Origin of the sequence: Mesoflavibacter sp. CH_XMU1422-2, assembly GCF_037029245.1 — a bacterium.
In the GTDB taxonomy this organism is placed as follows: domain Bacteria; phylum Bacteroidota; class Bacteroidia; order Flavobacteriales; family Flavobacteriaceae; genus Mesoflavibacter; species Mesoflavibacter zeaxanthinifaciens.
In genome coordinates, this window is record NZ_JAYMEE010000034.1 from 112,779 (window position 1) to 132,736 (window position 19,958).

Sequence of the window (19,958 nt, forward strand, 5' to 3'; positions counted from 1 at the left end):
TAGATAATGAGTATAAAAAAACCACATGAAAGAACTAGAGCTCAAGAAAGCTCAAATGCAATTGAACGCATGTATATTACCATGCGACACTTGTTTAATCGTGGGTTTTATAAGCCAATGGGTGTTTCTGGAGAAACATTAAGAGAAGCATTATTGGTTTTACGACCAGAAATTTATGGTTCTATATCAGAAGAAAAAGCAGAATTAGAAGGCTTGCTTTATGTTATAGACCGTTTACCATACGGTATAGAACAATGCCGATTTATCAATTTAACAAGCGACGAAGGTTATAAGGATTCACATTTTGAGGTTATAATACCTCCTAAAAGACGTCGTAACTGTTATCGTATTGATGATGAGCAGATGAATATTGAAATAACAAGAGGAAGATCAGAAATATACGATATATTAACCCATCTAACCTTTTTGTTTGTAGAGTCTCATAAAATAAGTAAGCGTGTTCTTATTGATGAAAACGGAGCAACAACAAGAGATTGGCAAAAGTTAGAACAAGCAGTCTTAAAGACAAAAAAGCTTACTCAAAAAGAACGAGAAATAGCAATAACACACACTGCTAATATACTAGGAAGAACGTTTAAAGAACTTACTAAAGTTTACAACGCTTTTGCTTTACCAAATAAACCAGAACGTTTATTAGAAATAGTCTATTGGCTAGGTAATCTTGCAATAGACGAAGTTGTTCATAACAATAAAAGAACAGTTACTTTTAGTCCTGTATTAAGAGAGCGATTAGGGCACCATTTACATGGAGAAATCTGGGCAAATAGAATAAAAGAAACACTTCAAAAACATAAGCTTTTAGAAAGGCCAATCCATATAATTAGTGCAAATTTACACAGTGTTATGAATACACTTTTTGCACCAATCGCATTAAAATCAGAAACTTCTAAAAACGACATTTTTAAAGTTTACGAAAGTTTAAGTCAAAGTAACAATACATCGCTTCGCAATAAAGTAAAGCAAAAGGCGTTACAGCAAGGAATGATTTTTATAGAAGATGAGTCGGGAACAAACATAGACGTTCAGATTTTTGACACATCTAAAATAGATCTTTCTAAAACAGATTTAAATTTACCTAAACCTTCTAAAGACAAGGAAGCACCAGTTTTATTTGTAATGGATTATGCGTTTGGTGAGCAAGCATACGAAACCATTGACGAGTTTTTAAAACCCTACACTAACGAAGGAGAAAAAGTGTTTTTAAATATTGAGTCTGTATCAATAATGGGTAAAGCAGGAATATTAGAAGGAGGAAAAGGAGATATTATGATACCTTCTGCTCATATTTTTGAAGGTACAGCAGACAACTATCCTTTTACAAATGAATTATCTAAAGCAGATTTAGAAGGTCAAGGTGTAGATGTTTATGAAGGCTCTATGATAACTGTTTTAGGAACATCACTTCAAAATAAAGATATACTTAAATTCTTTTTTAATTCAACATGGAATGTTATTGGATTAGAAATGGAAGGTGCGCATTATCAAAAAGCTATACAAGCAGCATCTAAAGTAAGACGAAGTATTAATCCAGATGTAAAGGTAAGATACGCTTATTACGCAAGCGATAATCCGTTAGAAACAGGAAGCACGTTAGCTTCAGGAGGTTTAGGTACTTCTGGAGTAAAGCCAACATATTTAATAACACGTAAAATATTACAACAAATATTTGCTTAAAAGCTATGAGTAAAGAATTACCAAACAATCAAAAACAAAACGAAGAAGTAGACTTAATTGTTTTTTTTAATCTTATTGGAAATGCAATAAACAAAGTTTTAGATTTCTTTAAAGGCATTCTTAAAACAATTTTCTCTTCAATTATTTATACCTTAAAGACACTTTTTAAAAGTTGGAAAATAGTTTTAGGAGTTTTGCTTATAGCAGCTATAGTAGGTTATGCTTTAGAAAAATCAAGACCAACAATTTATACTACAGAAATGTTGGTAGAGCCATATTTTAATTCAAAATATCAATTAGTAACTAACATAAATTATTTTAACGCATTAATTTCCAATAACGAGAAAGAAACCTTAAAAGACATATTTAAAGTTGGAGATGATGTTATAAACGAAGTTAAAAGTTTTGAAATAGAACCAGGACCAGAAACTGAAAATGATAAATTATTGCAGTATGAGGAGTTTATTAGTAAACTAGATTCTGTTAGAGCTCAAGATTATTCTTATGAAGAGTTTTTAGAAAACAGGAGTGTGTATGCAGGAAGATATTTTTTAATAAAAGCTAATGCGTATAAGTCTAACATATTTAAAGATTTAGAAGGAGGTATTTTAAACTCTTTTACCAACGATTATACTAATAAGGAGATGAAAAGAAGAGATACTTTAATTGAAATTCAGAAGCAAAATCTTTATGATCAATTAAAGCAAGTAGATTCTTTAAAACAATTTTATATAGATGTTGTTAGAGCCGAAGCCGATAACAAAAAACAGAATGTTAGACTAGGCGAGTTTTCAATTACTTCAAATGAAAGCTCTAAAACTAGAGAATTTGACTTGTTAAAAGAAGAACAAAAGATAAGAAACGAAATAAAAAAATTAGAAGAAGAAAAAATAGAGCAAGATGTTATATTTGAAGTCATATCAAGTTTTCAAAGAGTTGGAAATGCGTCTTCTAGTTGGTTAGAAAAATATTCTATTATATTCCCAGTTTTAGCATTTATACTGCTAATCATTTTATTTATAGCTAAAAAAGTTATAATATTTACATTAAATTATGAAGAATAAATCTATTCTTATTACAGGAGGCGCAGGTTTTATAGGTTCAAATTTTGTCCCTTATTTTATAGAAGCTAATCCCAACACTAAGGTTGTTAATATAGATAAACTGACCTATGCAGGAGAACTTTCTAATTTACAAGAAGTTGTAAATAACCCTAATTACACATTTGTAGAAGGTGATATTTGTGATAGAAAATTAATCGAGTCTTTGTTTGATAAATATCAATTTGATGGGGTTATTCACTTTGCTGCAGAGTCACACGTAGATAATTCAATAAAAAACCCAGGTGCTTTTATAGATACAAATATAACAGGTACTTTTAACTTAATAGATGTTGCAAAATCCTATTGGATGGATGCGCCATTTACATTTAAAGCAGGTTGTGAAAACAATAGATTTCACCATATATCTACAGATGAGGTTTATGGTACCTTAGGCGAGATTGGTTTATTTACAGAAAACACACCTTACGCGCCAAATAGTCCGTATAGCGCTTCAAAAGCGTCTTCAGATTTTATTGTTAGAAGTTATTTTCATACGTATGGAATGAATGTAGTAACCACAAACTGCTCTAACAATTACGGTCCAAAACAGCATGATGAGAAGCTTATACCAACCATTATCAGAAAAGCTCTTTCAGGAGAAAACATTCCTATTTATGGTGATGGAAAAAATATTAGAGATTGGTTATATGTATTAGATCACTGTAAAGGTATAGACCTAGTTTTTAATACAGGAAAAGCTGGAGAAACTTACAATATTGGAGGAAGAAATGAAAGGAATAACCTTTACATTGTAGATACAATCTGTTCTATTTTAGATGAAATAAAACCTGCAGACAAATCGTATAAAGATCAAATTACTTTTGTAACAGACAGACCAGGTCATGATTTTAGATACGCAATAGATGCTTCAAAAATTGAAAATGAATTAGGGTGGAAAGCAGACGAAAACTTTGAAACAGGTATTAAAAAAACTATAGATTGGTACCTCAAAAAATATACTGATTAATGAAAGGAATAATTTTAGCAGGCGGATCAGGAACCAGACTTCACCCATTAACAAAAGTTTTAAGTAAGCAGTTAATGCCTATTTATGACAAACCAATGATTTATTATCCGCTATCAACATTAATGCAAGCGGGAATAAGTGAAATTTTAATCATATCAACACCAGAACATCTTCCTCTTTTTAAACAGCTTTTAGGAGATGGATCAAATTTAGGCTGTACTTTTCAATATGCCGTACAAGATGCGCCAAACGGGTTAGCAGAAGCATTTATTATAGGAGAAGAATTTATAGGAGAAGATAAAGTAGCTTTAATATTAGGAGATAATATTTTTTACGGAACAGGACTTGCAGATTTATTAAAAGCAAATAATAATCCAGATGGAGGTATTGTTTACGCTTATCACGTCACAGATCCAGAACGCTATGGCGTAGTTAATTTTGATAAAGAAGGAAAAGCACTTTCTATTGAAGAAAAGCCAGAATATCCTAAATCAAATTACGCGGTTCCTGGTATATACTTCTATGATAATGAGGTAGTAAAAATTGCAAAAAATATCAAACCAAGTCATAGAGGTGAATTAGAAATTACCGACGTTAATAAAGCTTATTTAGAACAAGGAAAGCTGCAAGTAAGTATATTAGACAAAGGTACTGCATGGTTAGATACAGGTACTTTTAAATCTTTAATGCAAGCTTCTCAATTTGTTCAAGTTATTGAAGAACGACAAGGATTAAAAATAGGTGCAATAGAAGAAGCTGCCTATACAAGTGGTTTTATCTCTAAACAACAATTAATAGACCTTGCAACACCACTTTTAAAAAGCGGATATGGTAAACATTTAATAAGCTTAGTAAAAGAAGAATAATGGTTGCATTAGAGACAAAATTAAAAGATTGTTATATTCTAGAACCAACTGTTTTTGGTGATTCAAGAGGCTATTTTTTTGAAAGCTACAACAAACAAATGTTTGATAAGCTGATAAACCAAAATATAAATTTTGTACAAGACAATGAGTCTTTTTCTTCTCGTGGAGTTTTAAGAGGATTACACAGTCAAAAAGGTGAGTTTGCTCAAGCTAAATTAGTAAGAGTAACACAAGGCGAAGTACTAGATGTAGCTGTAGATTTTAGAAAAGATTCACCCACATATTTACAACATGTATCAGTAAAATTATCTTCAGAAAACAAGAAGCAATTATTTGTTCCAAGAGGATTTTTACATGGTTTCGTAGTTTTAAGTGAAACAGCAGTTTTCAACTATAAATGTGATAATTTATATAACAAAGAAGCCGAAGAAGGAATTATATATAATGACTCAGATTTAAACATAGACTGGTTGTTAAATGAAGACCAATTGATGATATCAGAAAAAGATAAAGTACTACCAACAATAAAGCAATTTTCTCAATGATAAAAGTTTTAGTAACAGGAGGAAAAGGGCAATTAGGACAATGTTTGCAATCTATATCTAACGACTTTAAAACGTTAGATTTTGTGTTTTTAGGCAGCAACGATTTAGATATTTCTAATAACATAGGAGTAGAAGCTTATTTTAAAAATAATACTTTTGACTATTGTATTAATTGCGCAGCATACACAGCAGTAGATAAAGCAGAAGAAGAGACAGAAAAAGCTAAACAGATCAATGAAATTGGAGCTAAAAACTTAGCGCATGCTTGTTTTAAAAATAGCGTGACTTTGATACATATTTCAACGGATTTTGTTTTTGATGGAACAGCAAAATTACCTTATACCGAAGAAGATACTACAAATCCAATATCTGTATACGGAAAAACAAAACGAGATGGAGAATTAGCAATAATATCTAACCTACCACAACACTTTATTATTCGTACATCTTGGTTATATTCAGAATTTGGGAATAATTTTGTAAAAACTATGTTGAGGTTGTCTAAAGAAAGAAAAGAATTAAGTGTTGTTGATGATCAAACGGGTTGTCCTACCTACGCAAAAGATCTAGCAGTAGTTATATTAAAAATCATAGATAGTAAATCTCAGCACTTTGGAATATACCATTATTCAAACCAAGGACAAATCACTTGGTATGATTTAGCAAAAGAAATCTTTAAGCAATCAAATGCAGATATTAATCTTTACAAAACTGACTCAAATACATTTAAAACACTTGCAACACGACCAAAGTATAGTGTATTAAATACTAGTAAAATACATTCTCTTCTAAATTTAGAACCAATACAATGGGAGAAAAGTTTAGAAAAGTGTTTGAAAGAAATTAATTAATTACAAATTTAAGATGTACAGCTCTAATTTTCATAATAAAGAATTAAAAAATCTCACCTTTTTAATCACAGGTGGCGCAGGTTTTATTGGCTCAAATTTAGTTGAATATTTACTAAAAAATCAGGCGAAAAGAGTTGTTATTTTAGATAATCTTGCAACAGGAAAACTTTCTAATATTAGCACTTTTATCAAACAATCTAATTGCGAGTTTTTAGAAGGCGATATTAGAGATTTGTACACTTGTAAAAAAGCAATGCAAGGTGTAGATTACGTCTTACATCAAGCGGCTTTAGGTTCTGTACCACGATCAATTAATGATCCAATAACTTCTAACGAAGTCAACATTTCTGGTTTTTTAAACATGTTGGTGGCGGCTAAAGACTCTTCAACCGTAAAACGAATTGTGTACGCCGCTTCGTCTAGTACATACGGCGATAGTAAACAACTTCCAAAGGTAGAAGACAACATAGGTAAACCATTATCACCATATGCAGTCACTAAATATGTTAATGAACTGTATGCAGATGTTTTTTACAAAACTTATGGATTAGAAACTATTGGCTTAAGATATTTCAATGTTTTTGGACAAAGACAAGATCCAAACGGAGCTTACGCTGCAGTAATCCCAAAATTTATCGGTCGTTTTTTAAATAATGAAGAGGTTATTATCAACGGGGACGGAAAACACTCAAGAGATTTTACATACATAGAAAATGTAGTACAAGCCAATATAAAAGCAGCTTTAACAGATAACCCAAACGCAGTTAATCAAGTATATAACGTTGCTTTTGGAGATAACACTAATTTAAATGAATTGGTTGAAGCCATTAAAAACGGACTTTCAGCGTTAAACATTTCAACGTCCTCCAAAGTAACTAACGGACCAGAAAGGCAAGGCGATGTAAAACACTCTTTGGCAGATATATCTAAAGCCAAAACAAATTTTGATTACAATCCTGAGTTTTCCTTTTCAGAAGGTATAAAACACACGATAAAATATTATATAGATAATAATGAAAGCATTTAGCATTTCAAAAAACTTAGAAACAGTAATAAAAGCTTCATTACATGCCGGAAAGGAAATAATGAAGGTGTATAATTCTGAAATTGAAGTAGAATACAAAGACGATAAATCGCCATTAACAGAAGCAGATAAAAGAGCGAATGACATTATTAATTCGTTTTTAATTCCCACAGAAATTCCAATTATTTCAGAAGAAAATAAACAAACAGATTATAACGAAAGAAAACACTGGAATCAATGCTGGATTGTAGATCCTGTAGATGGTACCAAAGAGTTTATAAAAAGAAATGGTGAGTTTACTGTAAACATAGCATTAGCCGAAGATGGTATTCCAAAATTAGGAGTCATTTATGTACCTGCAATTAAAACCATTTATGTTGCAGATGTAGAAAATAAATTAGCTTTTAAATCAGAATTAAATGTTCATGATGTTTCAATAGATGTAGTTTTAAGTTCAGCAACTCAACTGACACCAAAACAAGATGATTCATCATTAGTGGAAGTTGTTGGAAGTCGTTCTCATATGAGTCAAGAAACACTTGATTATGTAGAAGATTTAAAACAACAAGGAAAAGAGGTACAAATAGTATCAAAAGGAAGTTCTTTAAAATTCTGTTTAGTTGCAGAAGGTAAAGCAGATGTTTACCCACGTTTTGCACCAACTATGGAATGGGATACCGCTGCAGGACAAGCTATATGTAATGCTGTTGGTATTTCAGTAATTTCAAAAGAAACCAATAAACCACTACTTTATAACAAAGAAGATTTATTAAACCCTTGGTTTTTAGTGTCTAAATAAAATGAAAGATAGCTCATATAAAAGGCACCTTGCCAAAACTATTACATGGCGTATTGTTGGTACAATAGATACTATTGTACTATCATGTATCATATCTGGTAATCCGTTTACTGGGTTAAAGATTGGTTTCTCCGAAGTGATTACAAAAATGGTTTTGTATTATCTTCATGAAAGAACATGGTTTAAAATTAACCTATCAAAAGACGGTAAAATACTAGAAAGTAGAAAAAGACACATTGCAAAAACATTAACATGGCGCTTTATAGGGACATTAGACACAATAATTTTAGCATGGATTATATCAGGTGACCCATTAACAGGACTTAAAATAGGTTTTGCAGAAGTAATTACAAAAATGCTATTATACTATTTACATGAAAGAACATGGTATAAAATAAATTATGGATTAGATGAAAGAAGGAAATAAATCAGATATAAGTAAAAACATTATACAACACGATTATCAAGTAAGTCGTGAGGACAGAAAATATAAAAACAACCACAATTCGTTTTTGATTTGGTTTACTGGTCTATCAGGATCTGGTAAATCGACAATAGCAAACCTTGTAGAGCAGCAACTTTTTGAAAAAGGAATAAAAACCTACACACTTGATGGTGATAATATTAGAAAAGGCATCAATAATGATTTAACCTTTTCACCTGAAGATAGAACAGAAAATATAAGAAGGATTGCAGAAATCGCAAACCTAATGATTGATGCAGGTTTAGTTGTCTTAGCAGCATTTGTTTCACCTTATAAAAAAGATAGAGAAAACGTCAAGAATATCGTTAAAAACAGTAATTTTGTCGAGGTTTTTATCAACACTAGTGTTGAAGAATGTGAACGTAGAGACGTTAAAGGACTTTATAAAAAAGCACGTGCAGGAGAGATAAAAAACATGACAGGTATATCGGCGCCTTACGAAGCACCAGAACAACCTGATATAGAAATTAAAACAGAAGAAGTATCTGTAAAAGAAGCGGTTAATAAAATTATTAACCACATAACACCAAAATTAAAACTGGACAATGAGTAAGTATTACTTAAACTATTTAGATGAATTAGAAAGTGAAGCAATATTTGTATTGCGAGAAGTTTGGGCACAGTTTGAAAATCCAGTCATTCTCTTTTCTGGTGGTAAAGACTCAATAGTCGTTACTCATTTAGCTAGAAAAGCGTTTTACCCAAGCAAAATACCATTTTCTTTAATGCATGTAGATACAGGACATAATTTCCCTGAAACTATTCAATTTAGAGATAATTTAATTAAAGAATTAGGTGCTAATTTAATAGTTGGATCTGTACAAGAATCTATTGACCAAGGTAGAGTAGCAGAAGAAAAAGGAAAAAATGCAACTCGTAACGCACTACAAATTACAACACTTTTAGATGCTATTGAAGCTAATAAAATAGATTGTGCAATAGGAGGAGGAAGACGTGATGAAGAAAAAGCGAGAGCTAAAGAACGTTTTTTCTCACATCGAGACGATTTTGGACAATGGGATCCAAAAAACCAACGACCAGAACTATGGAACATCTTTAACGGAAAGCATTTTGAAGGCGAGCACTTTAGAGCATTCCCAATAAGTAACTGGACAGAAATGGATGTGTGGAATTATATTAAAAGAGAAAACATCTCAATTCCATCACTATACTTTGCTCACGAAAGAGAAGTGGTTTGGAGAAGTAACTCATGGATACCAAAATCTGAATTTTTAATTTTAGATGAAGGTGAAGAAGTCGTAACAAAAAAAATACGTTTTAGAACGTTAGGAGACATTACCATTACAGGAGGAATAGAATCTGACGCAGATACTGTAGAGAAGATAGCTACAGAAGTAGCAGCAATGAGGCAAACCGAAAGAGGTAACAGAAGTGACGATAAGCGTTCAGAATCTGCAATGGAAGATAGAAAAAGAGAAGGTTACTTTTAAAAAGAAAGCAAAGCATGTTAGACAATAATCAATTATTAAGATTTACAACAGCAGGAAGTGTAGATGACGGAAAAAGCACACTAATCGGTCGATTATTATACGATTCAAAATCTATTTTTGAAGATCAATTAGAAGCCATAGAAAGTACAAGTAAGAAAAAAGGACATGATGGTGTAGACTTAGCTTTGTTTACAGATGGATTAAGAGATGAAAGAGAGCAAGGAATTACCATAGATGTTGCTTACAGGTATTTTACAACGCCAAAACGTAAGTTTATCATAGCAGATACACCAGGACATATTCAATATACACGTAATATGGTTACAGGTGCATCAACAGCAAATGTGGCTATAATTTTAGTAGACGCAAGACATGGTGTTATTGAACAGACTAAAAGACATGCTTTTATAGCTTCATTACTACAAATTCCACATATTATCGTATGTATTAATAAGATGGATTTAGTAGATTTTTCTGAAGATGCTTATAATAACATTGTTTCTCAGTTTGAGAGTATTTCATCTAAAATGTTAGTTAAGGATGTAAGATTTATACCAATTTCAGCATTATTAGGAGATAATGTGGTTAACCGTTCACAACATATGTCTTGGTATCAAGGTGCACCATTATTACATACTTTAGAGACGATGCATATTAGTAGCGATGTAAATAAAGTAGATGCACGTTTTCCTGTGCAAACTGTTTTAAGACCACAAAGTGAAGATTTTAGAGACTATCGTGGTTATGCAGGTCGTGTTGCTAGTGGTATTTTTAGAAAAGATGATAAGGTTACAGTAATGCCTTCTGGATTTACTTCAAAAATAAAAAGTATAGACACCTTTGAAGGAGAAGTTAGTGAAGCCTACGCACCAATGTCTGTATCAATAACATTAGAAGATGATATTGATATTAGCCGAGGAGATATGATTGTACGTTCTAACAACAAACCAGAAGCCTCTCAGGATATCGAGGTGATGCTCTGTTGGTTAAATAATAGTCCAGCAAAGCCTAGAGCAAAATATACTATAAAACATACTTCTAATGATCAAAAAGCAATGATAAAAGAAGTGGTTTATAAAATAGATATTAATACTTTAGAGCGTAACAGCGAGGATAAAGACTTAAAGATGAACGATATCTCTAAAGTAAAAATAAGAACTACAAAACCGTTAATGATAGACTCATACAGAGAAAATAGAACAACAGGAAGTATTATTTTGGTAGATGATACTACTAATGAGACTGTAGCTGCTGGTATGGTTGTATAATTTAAAGCCAATAAAATGATTGAAAACAAAAACTATTCAATTGCAATAATAGGTTTAGGCTATGTTGGTTTACCTCTAGCAGTAGAGTTTGCAAAAAAACATAAAGTTACAGGCTTTGACATTAACACTTCTCGTGTAGATAAGTTAAACAGCGGTCATGACGATACTTTAGAAGTTAGTGACGAAAATTTAAAAGCTGTTTTAAATCAGAATGAAAATAAAGGTTTAAAACTAACAGATAAAGCTCAAGATATTTCTTCATGTAACGTTTACATAGTTACAGTTCCAACACCGGTAGATAAAAATAATAGACCTATTTTAACACCGCTTATTAAAGCTTCAGAAACTATAGGTAAAGTACTTAAACAAGGGGATATTGTTATTTACGAATCAACAGTTTACCCTGGAGTAACAGAAGACGAATGTGTTCCTGTTTTAGAGAAAACAAGTGGTTTAAAATTTAATCAAGATTTTTATTGTGGTTATTCTCCAGAACGTATTAATCCTGGTGATAAACAACATACAGTAGCTAATATTTTAAAAGTTACTTCAGGGTCTACACCAGAAATAGGAGAAGAAATTAATAATTTATACGCATCTATTATTATAGCAGGTACACATTTAGCACCAACCATTAAAGTTGCAGAAGCAGCCAAAGTAATAGAAAATGCACAACGTGATATAAATATTGCTTTTGTAAATGAATTAGCTAAAATCTTCAATAAATTAGATATAGACACACATGCGGTTTTAGAAGCAGCTGCAACAAAATGGAATTTTTTACCATTTAAACCAGGTTTAGTAGGCGGACATTGCATAGGCGTAGATCCTTTTTATTTGGCACAAAAAGCACAAGAAGTAGGCTATCATCCCGAAATAATTTTAGCAGGACGACGTTTAAATGATTCTATGGGAGAATATGTAGCAACTGAAGTCTTAAAATTAATGGTAAAAAATGACATTACTATTAAGGATGCTACAGTGTTAATGTTAGGTATTACCTTTAAAGAAAACTGTCCAGATATTAGAAACACAAAAGCTATAGATGTTTATAAAGCACTAAAAGGCTTTAATATGGATGTGGATGTTTATGATCCTTGGGCAGATCAAGAAGAGGTTAAGGATGAGTATAACATATCTACAATTCAAACATTAGCAACAAACTATGATGCAATTGTACATGTTGTATCACATAAAGAATTTTTAGATTTAGATTTAAAAAAATTAAAATCTAATAAAGGAATTGTTTATGATGTTAAAGGAACTTTAGAATTTAAAACCGTAGATAAACGTCTTTAATAAAATTTAAAACAAAAAATCATGAATAAGATAGTATTTATTTTTATTATCCTTCTTTCGATATCTTGTAAAGATTCAAATGAGAAAGATAATTTTAAGAAAAAGCCAGAAAAAAAAATTGAAACAATAGAAGACTATATTCAATTAGACAATAAAGAAAATGTAGTAGAAGTAAATGATCTCCTTGGAGAGTCTGTTAAAATTGAGAATATCTCCGTATTCAAAGATAAAATTCAAAAGAAAACTTTTCTTGTTTTCAAATTAAGCGAACGAATAGAAAATGATATCAAAGAAAACTATAGAATTATTGTAAGAACGTTTCCGACTTATTTAGACGATTTAAGAGAAGATACTGAAAAACGCAATTTAAAGTATGATTCATGGTATTCGAAAATTAATGAAATAGAAAATAATGGTGATATTTTTTTTGTAGTTAACTTGTCAGAAAGCGGAGGTGAATTCGATAAAATAATTTTGCAATTATTAAATGATAATACAAACGAAATAAGTAAAAAGAGAATATATGTTCGAAACGTTACATATAAAACCACTAAATAATAAATAATATGTTTAAAGATAAAGTATTATTGATAACAGGCGGAACAGGTTCTTTTGGTAACGCAGTTTTAGAAAAATTTTTAGGATCTGATCTTAGAGAAATTAGAATTTTTAGCAGAGATGAGAAAAAGCAAGAAGATATGCGAATTAACTACAAGAATGATAAATTAAACTTTATTGTTGGGGATATTCGTGATTTTAATAGTATAAACAAGGCCATGAAAGGAGTCGATTACCTATTTCATGCAGCTGCTTTAAAACAAGTTCCATCTTGTGAATTTTATCCAATGCAGGCTATTCAAACAAATATCTTAGGCGCAGAAAATGTATTAGAAGCAGCAGCTCAAAATAATGTAAAAAAAGCAGTAGTATTAAGTACAGATAAAGCGGTTTATCCAATAAATACAATGGGTATGACCAAGGCATTAATGGAAAAATTAGCAATATCAAAAGCTAGAGATACTAGAGTTCAAGAAAATAATGGAGTTATCTGTTCTACTAGATATGGCAACGTGATGGCTTCTAGAGGATCTATAATTCCTTTATTTATAAAACAGATAAAAGAAGAAAAAAACTTAACAATTACTAATCCAAATATGACACGATTTATGATGTCATTAACAGATTCTGTAGATCTTGTAATGTTTGCTTTCAAAAATGCAAATCCTGGAGATATTTTTGTCCAAAAATCCCCAGCTGCTACTGTTTTAACATTAGCTAAAGCATTGAAAGAATTATTTCACGCTAATAACGAAATTAGCATTATTGGAGCAAGACATGGTGAGAAAATGTTTGAAACATTATGCAGTAAGGAAGAAATTTCGAAATCAGAGAATATGGAAAAATATTATCGTGTTCCTGCAGATATGAGAGATTTAAATTATACTAAATATGTACAATCAGATGGCACTAAATTACAAGGTGATGAGTATAATTCTGACAACACAAAACAGTTAAATGTTAAAGAACTGAAAGAGTTGTTGTTAACAATTGATTATGTGAAAAGAGAATTAGAAGAGTATGAAGCATAAAAAAAAAGTTTTACTTTTAGGCATGGCTGGTATGGCTGGGCATGTTATATATAAAACCCTTACTGAATTAAATAAATTTGAAGTTATAGGCTCATCTCATAGAGAATTAAAAAATCAAAAGGAGCATATTCTTCTGAACGTTACTAATTTTAATGAGGTTGAGAAAACAATAAAAGAACTAAAACCAGATTATGTTATTAATGCTGTTGGAGTTTTAATAAAAGGATCACAATCAGCATCAGATAATGCGATTCTTATTAATAGTTACCTACCTCATTTTCTCGAAAGAATTTGTTTTAATCAAGGTTCTAAATTTATTCATATAAGTACGGATTGTGTATTTTCTGGTAATGGTCATGGAGGGTATAAGGAAGATAGCTTTAGAGATGCCGATGATGTTTATGGAAGGTCAAAAGCACTTGGAGAAATAAATACCAAAAATAGTGTTACAATAAGGACGTCAATAATTGGACCAGAATTAAAAGATAATGGAGAAGGTTTATTTCATTGGTTTATGTCTCAAGATGGTGAAATTAATGGTTTTACAAAGGTCTATTGGAGTGGTGTTACTACATTAGAATTAGCTTATGGTATAGTAACAGTTTTAAAAAATAATATAACAGGGATATATCATTTAACGAATAATAATAAAATTTCCAAATACGATCTTCTATGCCTATTTAAAGATATTTGGAAAAAAGAAAAAATTCAAATAACTAAAAAAGATAACTTCTTTAAAGATAAAAGTTTCATTAATACCTTACATCCTGATTTTATTGTTTCAAAATCATATAAACAAATGTTAATTGAACAATATGAGTTTATGAACAAGTATAAATTAGATTTTAATTATAACGTAAGGTATAAGATTTAAAATGAGTTTAGTTAATAAGAACATTTTAGCAAACATTCTGGGAAGAATCTGGAGTATTTTGTCTGTTTTTATTTTTATTCCTTTATACATTACTATTCTTGGAGTTAAGATATATGGTGTAGTAAGTTTCTATGCTATTTTACAAGGTATTTTGATTTTTGCAGACGCAGGTTTAACAGCAACCTTAAAAAGAGAACTAGCCAAAGGAAATAATTCTGAAGAAAGTAGAGAATATAAATTTAAGATTCTTAGGTCTATAGAATTAATATACCTATTAATAGTATTTGTTATTACAAGCTTAATATTTTTTGGATCTAACTACATAGTAGATAGTTGGTTAAATATTGAAGATTTAGATAAAGAAGCAACAGTTAATGGTATTAAAATAATGGCTTTCGCTTTAGGTCTCAATTTTTTATCAAAACCATATCAAGGCGCTTTGATAGGAATGGAAAAACAAGTGCTTTCAAATTTACTTCAATTCTTATGGGGGTTATTAAAAAATGGAGGTGTAGTATTAGCTATTTATTATCTAAACAATACGCTTGAGATATTTTTTGGGTGGCAACTAGTTGTTAATTTAGCATATGTTTTAGCCTTAAGATTCTTATTATTGAAACTATTATACAAAAAAAATAAGTTTCACTGGAAATTTAAAAGAGACTTTAAAGTTTTAAATAAAGTTTGGAAATATGCTTTAGGCATGCTAATAATATCTATTATCGCTGCATTAAATTCTCAATTTGATAAAATATTAATAAGCAAATATTTTTCTGTTTCTGAATTAGGAATATATACATTAGCCTATTCTTTAGCAATGATTCCTGTAATATTGTCTGGTCCTATAGCTACTGCAATTTTCCCTAAACTAGTAAATTATCATGATAATGATGATGTGCCAAATTTAGAAAAGCTATTTAAAAATTCATTTAAAATGGTTTTACTTTTGACTAGTTCAGCAGGATTTGTATTAGCTTTTTATTCTAGTTTTTTTCTCGCCTTATGGACTCAGAATGAAACATTAGCACTTCAAGCAAGTATACCTGCGTTTTATTTACTATTGGGTCAAATGATGTTATCTTTTCAAGTAATACCATTTAATATACTTTTGGCAAAAGGAAACACGAAAGTCAATATTAAAATGGGTATTTTAGGTTTATTTTTACTCTTTCCATTGGTTATTTTGTTGTCAAAATATCATGGACTTAAAGGAGCGGCAATGGGATGGTTTTTATACAGTTGTTTTATAACTCCAATTTTTATTATAATCGTATTAAAAAAATACATTAGTATGAAAACTAAGGATTGGATAATAATAAATTTTTTAAAACCTCTTTTACTAATATTTTTAGGAAACTACTTTTTTTATTTAATTCAACAGAAATTAATCAATAATCAATTGTTAATTCTTATATATATTATTATTTCATCTGTTTTAATATTTATAGTCTCAACCTGTTTTTCTTTTAAAATAAAACCAAAAAATATATTAAAATTTATAAAATATGAACTATTTGCTTAGTATAATAATTCCAACCAAGAATAGATATTCTACACTTTTACCATTGTTGGATTTTTTGGTAACAATAGACTCTCAAGAAGTAGAATTTGTAGTTCATGATAATAGTGATAATAATGAAAAAATACTAAAACATCTAAAAGAAGTTAACGATAAGCGAATTTCATATTACCATACACTCGAAAAGCTATCACAAACAGGAAACTCAGACCAAGCTGTATTAAAGTCAACGGGCGAATATGTCTGTTTTATTGGTGATGACGATGGTGTAATGCCTTACATAATTGATGTTGTTAAATGGATGAAAAACAATACAGTAGATGTTATTAAATCATACAAGCCAATGTATACTTGGCCAGGCTTACAGTCTAATATTTTAGAAAACAATAAGAGTGGTGTTTTAAAGTTTAAAGAAGGGACTTTTAAAATTATAGATGTAAACTTACCTAAAGTTCTGAATAATGCCTTGAAAAAAGGTGGTACCAATATTAATGAATTACCGTGCTTATACCATGGAATTGCTGAAAGATCTGTTTTAAATAAAATATACAAAAAAACTGGTTCTTTTTTTCCTGGACCTAGTCCAGATATGGCTAACGCTATAGCATTATGTTTTTATACAAACAATTTTAAATACTTAGATTTTCCTGTTGTAATAAGTGGAAAATCATCTAGTAGTATTGGAGGTAGAGGTGTTTTACATCAACATATTGCTAGGATAGAAGATGTTGGTCATTTGCCAAATAAAACTAAAGAAAATTGGGATAAAAGAATCCCTAGATATTGGACAGGACCAACTATTTGGGCTCAATCTGTATTAGATGCATTGAGAGCATGCAATCAGGAAAATAAAATAGAGGATTTTAATTTTAAATACTTGTACGCTAAATTATTTGTTTTTGATTATAATAAGCGAAATCAAATTTTTAAAGATTTTCGTTTTAGTCTATTTAATTTTAAATTTATTTTTAGTTGTGTTAAAATATTTATAAATAGAGTCTATATTTTTTTATATAACAGAAGTAGTTTCAATAGAATTATTCAAGAAAGCAATATAAAGACTATAGGTGATGCTATTAGGGTTTTAAACTCTAAGTTTGATAAAGAAAAGTTACCTTTTTAATTGTTGTTAAAAACAATTTTTTAATAACTAAATTTTGCTTTCATTTATAACAATCTCTAATAACGTAAAAATATAATGCCCACAGTACTTCATATTTGTTCTGCATTTTTTAATACCAATTTATATGTTAATTTAGTTAGATCTCTAGATAAGTTAGGTGTAAATCAAATCATATATGTTCCACTTAAATATGGAGAAAATTATGATAAATTACAAGAGATTGAAAAACAATTTAAAGCATTTGAAAATACTACCTTAGTATATTCTGTAATTTTAAAAAAGTCCATGAGAGTATTATATCATTTAAAAATAAAAACGATTTTAAATGATATAGAATCTAAAATAGATTTATCCATGATAGACATAGTTCATTCTCATTTTTTGTATTCAAATGGAGGTGTCGCTTTTGAAATAAAAAAGAAGTATAATATCCCTTATATTTCGGCAATTAGAAATACCGATGTAAATATTTTCTATAAATATTTCATTAACCTTAGATTATATGCAAAAGAAATATTAAAAGCTTCAGAAAGCATTATTTTCATATCTCCTTCTTATCAAAATTTTTTAAAAAAAAGTACGTTTCGTGGCTATGAAAATGAATTTACAAAAAAAACTAAAGTAATCCCCAACGGTATAGATACTTTCTGGCTTAACACAACTGTAGAACCTAGAGATTTAAATAAAGAAGAAATTAGATTTTTATTTATTGGAGTTTTAAATAGTAATAAAAATATAGAAGGTGCTATTAGCTTTTTAAAGAATATAGAGAAAACATATAGATTAAAGGTAAAGTTTACTATAATTGGTCCAGAAACAAAAAAGTCTTCAAATATTTTAAAATTAATTAAGACCAATAATTGGATTGATTATTTAGGTCCTGTTTATGAAAAGGAAACTCTTAAAAAAGAGTTCAATAAATCAGATTTTTTTATAATGTTATCTAAAAAAGAAACTTTTGGTTTAGTATATATAGAAGCAATGTCTCAAGGTTTACCAATTATATATACTAAAAACCAAGGCGTAGATGGTTATTTTAAAGAAGGTCATGTTGGAGCACCAATAAACATATTAGACTTAAAATTAGAGACAAGTAAAATAAGGGCATTACTTAATAATTATTCTAAAATATCTAATACAGCTATTGTTGAAAGTAAAACTTTTAATTGGGAAGCAATTGCTAATATATATTGTAAAATATATAAAGGTATTTTAAATATTCTATAAACTATCTTTGTGTTTTCTCGCTTTTTATAAAAAAAAGCAAACGTAAGATGTTTTTTTCAATCATACAATATAGCTTAAATTTGCTGTAAAGTATTGTATTTATTTTTAACATAAAAAAGGGATAGAAAAAGCATAAAAAATAGCACGCCTCTCTGTAAAAAAATAAAATCTTCTATTAATCCTCCTAAAATTAATAATAAAACTATATTTAGATATAAATAATCTTTACTTTTTAATGAGTGTTTTATTAAATAAAAGGAAATAGCTACAAGAATCAAAAAGCCTAAAATACCATTTTCAGCGAAAGATCTTAAATATATATTGTGAGGTATTAGTATGTCGTTATCACATAGTAATGAAGAAGCCTTTGATAAATTTCCTGCTCCAACTCCCGAAATAAAATTATTCTTTATAATAATAATACAGCATTTATAATACTCAATTCTTGAATAAAAACTACTATTTAATCCTACTCCTAGAATCCACATTTTAATTAAATATAAACCAGATAAAGAAGAGGCTATAAATATAAAATTTACTATCCATTTTTTAAGTATCAGTAAATAACTGAATATGAAAAAAATTAGCATAATGATTGAAAACTTACTTCCAATGAAAAACAGACTAACAAATAAAATAAGTAATAATAAAGACTTTATAATAATTCTTTTTTTTAAAGTAATAATGTCATGTAGTATCAGAGAAATCGAAAAAACAATATATATTCCTATATAAGAATGATGAATGGCACCTGGAAGATAATTGTAAAGCATATAACGAATATAACCATCAGTTAAAGAAAAAAGTCTATATCCGCGATTAGTAATGTAGTAAAAATCATAAACAAACCACCATGAGTATATTACATAAACTAAAACACCAAAAACAAAAGAATAGCAAATTGGTTTAAAATTTTCAATAATAGTTTTAGAGTATGCTATGAAAATTATAGGAAAGATTAAGAAAGATAATTTTATTTCTCTAAAAAAATGAGAATTGAAATCTAACCTTAATAGATTACTTAGAGTGTCAGATAAAAAAAACAGTAAAAACAAAACTAAAAAACTATCTTTGACTTTTCTTTTTACAGAAGGTTTTTCGTTTATAATTGCACCTAAACAAAACAAACCTAAAGCTATAGAAGATATGTTTAGTGGTATTAGTGGTAATGAAAGTGTAAAAGGGAAAATTAAAAGAAGTAATTTTCTAAATATTGTTTTCATAAATTTTAATTGTAAAAGTAAGTAAAAAGAACTTTTTAAAACACTAAATAA

At 29.3% G+C, this 19,958-nt stretch carries 20 protein-coding genes; 19 read left to right on the forward strand and 1 reads right to left on the reverse strand.

Annotated features, from left to right (window positions below):
* The first annotated feature begins 6 nt into the window (after positions 1–6).
* From WA340_RS04595 to WA340_RS04685, 19 genes are all read left to right on the forward strand, one after another.
* Positions 7–1,695, forward strand: coding sequence for a DUF6909 family protein (locus WA340_RS04595; protein WP_336127535.1), 1,689 nt, complete (start codon positions 7–9; stop codon positions 1,693–1,695).
* A gap of 5 nt (positions 1,696–1,700) precedes the next feature.
* Entirely contained in the window at positions 1,701–2,759 is a 1,059-nt protein-coding gene (locus tag WA340_RS04600) for a hypothetical protein (protein WP_336127537.1), read from the forward strand.
* Positions 2,749–3,765, forward strand: a complete 1,017-nt coding sequence (rfbB, locus tag WA340_RS04605; RefSeq protein WP_336127539.1) for a dTDP-glucose 4,6-dehydratase — start codon at positions 2,749–2,751, stop codon at positions 3,763–3,765. Before WA340_RS04600 ends, rfbB begins: the two co-directional genes overlap by 11 nt.
* A complete protein-coding gene (gene rfbA / locus WA340_RS04610) occupies positions 3,765–4,631 on the forward strand; it encodes a glucose-1-phosphate thymidylyltransferase RfbA (RefSeq protein ID WP_336127541.1) in 867 nt (288 codons plus the stop codon). The genes rfbB and rfbA overlap by 1 nt, the downstream gene beginning before the upstream one ends.
* Positions 4,631–5,176 (forward strand): dTDP-4-dehydrorhamnose 3,5-epimerase, encoded by a 546-nt coding sequence (rfbC, locus tag WA340_RS04615; protein ID WP_336127543.1) that lies wholly within the window; start codon positions 4,631–4,633, stop codon positions 5,174–5,176. The genes rfbA and rfbC overlap by 1 nt, the downstream gene beginning before the upstream one ends.
* Positions 5,173–6,027 (forward strand): dTDP-4-dehydrorhamnose reductase, encoded by an 855-nt coding sequence (gene rfbD, locus WA340_RS04620; protein ID WP_336127544.1) that lies wholly within the window; start codon positions 5,173–5,175, stop codon positions 6,025–6,027. Before rfbC ends, rfbD begins: the two co-directional genes overlap by 4 nt.
* 13 nt (positions 6,028–6,040) lie before the next feature.
* Positions 6,041–7,054 (forward strand): SDR family oxidoreductase, encoded by a 1,014-nt coding sequence (locus WA340_RS04625; RefSeq protein ID WP_336127545.1) that lies wholly within the window; start codon positions 6,041–6,043, stop codon positions 7,052–7,054.
* Complete coding sequence (gene cysQ / locus WA340_RS04630) at positions 7,041–7,850, forward strand: 3'(2'),5'-bisphosphate nucleotidase CysQ (RefSeq protein WP_336127546.1); 810 nt, start codon at positions 7,041–7,043, stop codon at positions 7,848–7,850. Before WA340_RS04625 ends, cysQ begins: the two co-directional genes overlap by 14 nt.
* A 1-nt stretch (position 7,851) precedes the next feature.
* Positions 7,852–8,277 (forward strand): DUF2061 domain-containing protein, encoded by a 426-nt coding sequence (locus tag WA340_RS04635; protein ID WP_336127548.1) that lies wholly within the window; start codon positions 7,852–7,854, stop codon positions 8,275–8,277.
* Between the two features lie 7 nt (positions 8,278–8,284).
* Positions 8,285–8,887, forward strand: coding sequence for an adenylyl-sulfate kinase (gene cysC, locus WA340_RS04640; protein WP_336127771.1), 603 nt, complete (start codon positions 8,285–8,287; stop codon positions 8,885–8,887).
* Positions 8,880–9,785, forward strand: coding sequence for a sulfate adenylyltransferase subunit CysD (gene cysD, locus WA340_RS04645; protein WP_027879316.1), 906 nt, complete (start codon positions 8,880–8,882; stop codon positions 9,783–9,785). The genes cysC and cysD overlap by 8 nt, the downstream gene beginning before the upstream one ends.
* A 14-nt stretch (positions 9,786–9,799) precedes the next feature.
* Positions 9,800–11,053 (forward strand): sulfate adenylyltransferase subunit CysN, encoded by a 1,254-nt coding sequence (cysN, locus tag WA340_RS04650; protein WP_336127551.1) that lies wholly within the window; start codon positions 9,800–9,802, stop codon positions 11,051–11,053.
* A gap of 15 nt (positions 11,054–11,068) precedes the next feature.
* Entirely contained in the window at positions 11,069–12,352 is a 1,284-nt protein-coding gene (locus WA340_RS04655; RefSeq protein WP_336127553.1) for a nucleotide sugar dehydrogenase, read from the forward strand.
* Positions 12,353–12,373: 21 nt separating this feature from the next.
* The gene (locus WA340_RS04660; protein ID WP_336127555.1) at positions 12,374–12,910 is read left to right on the forward strand and encodes a hypothetical protein; all 537 of its coding nucleotides are present in this window, start codon (positions 12,374–12,376) and stop codon (positions 12,908–12,910) included.
* 8 nt (positions 12,911–12,918) lie between these two features.
* Positions 12,919–13,941: a polysaccharide biosynthesis protein gene (locus tag WA340_RS04665; RefSeq protein ID WP_336127557.1), complete on the forward strand. Its 1,023-nt coding sequence runs from the start codon at positions 12,919–12,921 to the stop codon at positions 13,939–13,941.
* Entirely contained in the window at positions 13,931–14,815 is an 885-nt protein-coding gene (locus WA340_RS04670; RefSeq protein ID WP_336127559.1) for a dTDP-4-dehydrorhamnose reductase family protein, read from the forward strand. The genes WA340_RS04665 and WA340_RS04670 overlap by 11 nt, the downstream gene beginning before the upstream one ends.
* Position 14,816: 1 nt before the next feature.
* Positions 14,817–16,337 (forward strand): lipopolysaccharide biosynthesis protein, encoded by a 1,521-nt coding sequence (locus WA340_RS04675; protein ID WP_336127561.1) that lies wholly within the window; start codon positions 14,817–14,819, stop codon positions 16,335–16,337.
* Positions 16,321–17,457: a glycosyltransferase gene (locus WA340_RS04680; protein WP_336127562.1), complete on the forward strand. Its 1,137-nt coding sequence runs from the start codon at positions 16,321–16,323 to the stop codon at positions 17,455–17,457. The genes WA340_RS04675 and WA340_RS04680 overlap by 17 nt, the downstream gene beginning before the upstream one ends.
* 75 nt (positions 17,458–17,532) lie before the next feature.
* Entirely contained in the window at positions 17,533–18,684 is a 1,152-nt protein-coding gene (locus WA340_RS04685; RefSeq protein ID WP_336127563.1) for a glycosyltransferase family 4 protein, read from the forward strand.
* Positions 18,685–18,758: 74 nt separating this feature from the next.
* On the opposite strand, the gene WA340_RS04690 is transcribed toward WA340_RS04685, so the two are convergent.
* Positions 18,759–19,907: an O-antigen ligase family protein gene (locus WA340_RS04690; protein WP_336127564.1), complete on the reverse strand. Its 1,149-nt coding sequence runs from the start codon at positions 19,905–19,907 to the stop codon at positions 18,759–18,761.
* Positions 19,908–19,958 lie beyond the last annotated feature (51 nt).

Bases quoted from the DNA above. Each gene is read 5' to 3' on its own strand.
- rfbD (WP_336127544.1), top strand. From the start codon at position 5,173: ATGATAAAAGTTTTAGTAACAGGAGGAAAAGGGCAATTAGGACAATGT.
- WA340_RS04660 (WP_336127555.1), top strand. From the start codon at position 12,374: ATGAATAAGATAGTATTTATTTTTATTATCCTTCTTTCGATATCTTGT.
- cysD (WP_027879316.1), top strand. From the start codon at position 8,880: ATGAGTAAGTATTACTTAAACTATTTAGATGAATTAGAAAGTGAAGCA.
- WA340_RS04685 (WP_336127563.1), top strand. From the start codon at position 17,533: ATGCCCACAGTACTTCATATTTGTTCTGCATTTTTTAATACCAATTTA.
- rfbC (WP_336127543.1), top strand. From the start codon at position 4,631: ATGGTTGCATTAGAGACAAAATTAAAAGATTGTTATATTCTAGAACCA.
- cysQ (WP_336127546.1), top strand. From the start codon at position 7,041: ATGAAAGCATTTAGCATTTCAAAAAACTTAGAAACAGTAATAAAAGCT.
- WA340_RS04675 (WP_336127561.1), top strand. From the start codon at position 14,817: ATGAGTTTAGTTAATAAGAACATTTTAGCAAACATTCTGGGAAGAATC.
- cysN (WP_336127551.1), top strand. From the start codon at position 9,800: ATGTTAGACAATAATCAATTATTAAGATTTACAACAGCAGGAAGTGTA.
- WA340_RS04595 (WP_336127535.1), top strand. From the start codon at position 7: ATGAGTATAAAAAAACCACATGAAAGAACTAGAGCTCAAGAAAGCTCA.
- WA340_RS04635 (WP_336127548.1), top strand. From the start codon at position 7,852: ATGAAAGATAGCTCATATAAAAGGCACCTTGCCAAAACTATTACATGG.
- rfbB (WP_336127539.1), top strand. From the start codon at position 2,749: ATGAAGAATAAATCTATTCTTATTACAGGAGGCGCAGGTTTTATAGGT.
- WA340_RS04600 (WP_336127537.1), top strand. From the start codon at position 1,701: ATGAGTAAAGAATTACCAAACAATCAAAAACAAAACGAAGAAGTAGAC.
- WA340_RS04690 (WP_336127564.1), bottom strand. From the start codon at position 19,907: ATGAAAACAATATTTAGAAAATTACTTCTTTTAATTTTCCCTTTTACA.
- WA340_RS04680 (WP_336127562.1), top strand. From the start codon at position 16,321: ATGAACTATTTGCTTAGTATAATAATTCCAACCAAGAATAGATATTCT.
- WA340_RS04670 (WP_336127559.1), top strand. From the start codon at position 13,931: ATGAAGCATAAAAAAAAAGTTTTACTTTTAGGCATGGCTGGTATGGCT.
- rfbA (WP_336127541.1), top strand. From the start codon at position 3,765: ATGAAAGGAATAATTTTAGCAGGCGGATCAGGAACCAGACTTCACCCA.
- WA340_RS04655 (WP_336127553.1), top strand. From the start codon at position 11,069: ATGATTGAAAACAAAAACTATTCAATTGCAATAATAGGTTTAGGCTAT.
- WA340_RS04665 (WP_336127557.1), top strand. From the start codon at position 12,919: ATGTTTAAAGATAAAGTATTATTGATAACAGGCGGAACAGGTTCTTTT.
- WA340_RS04625 (WP_336127545.1), top strand. From the start codon at position 6,041: ATGTACAGCTCTAATTTTCATAATAAAGAATTAAAAAATCTCACCTTT.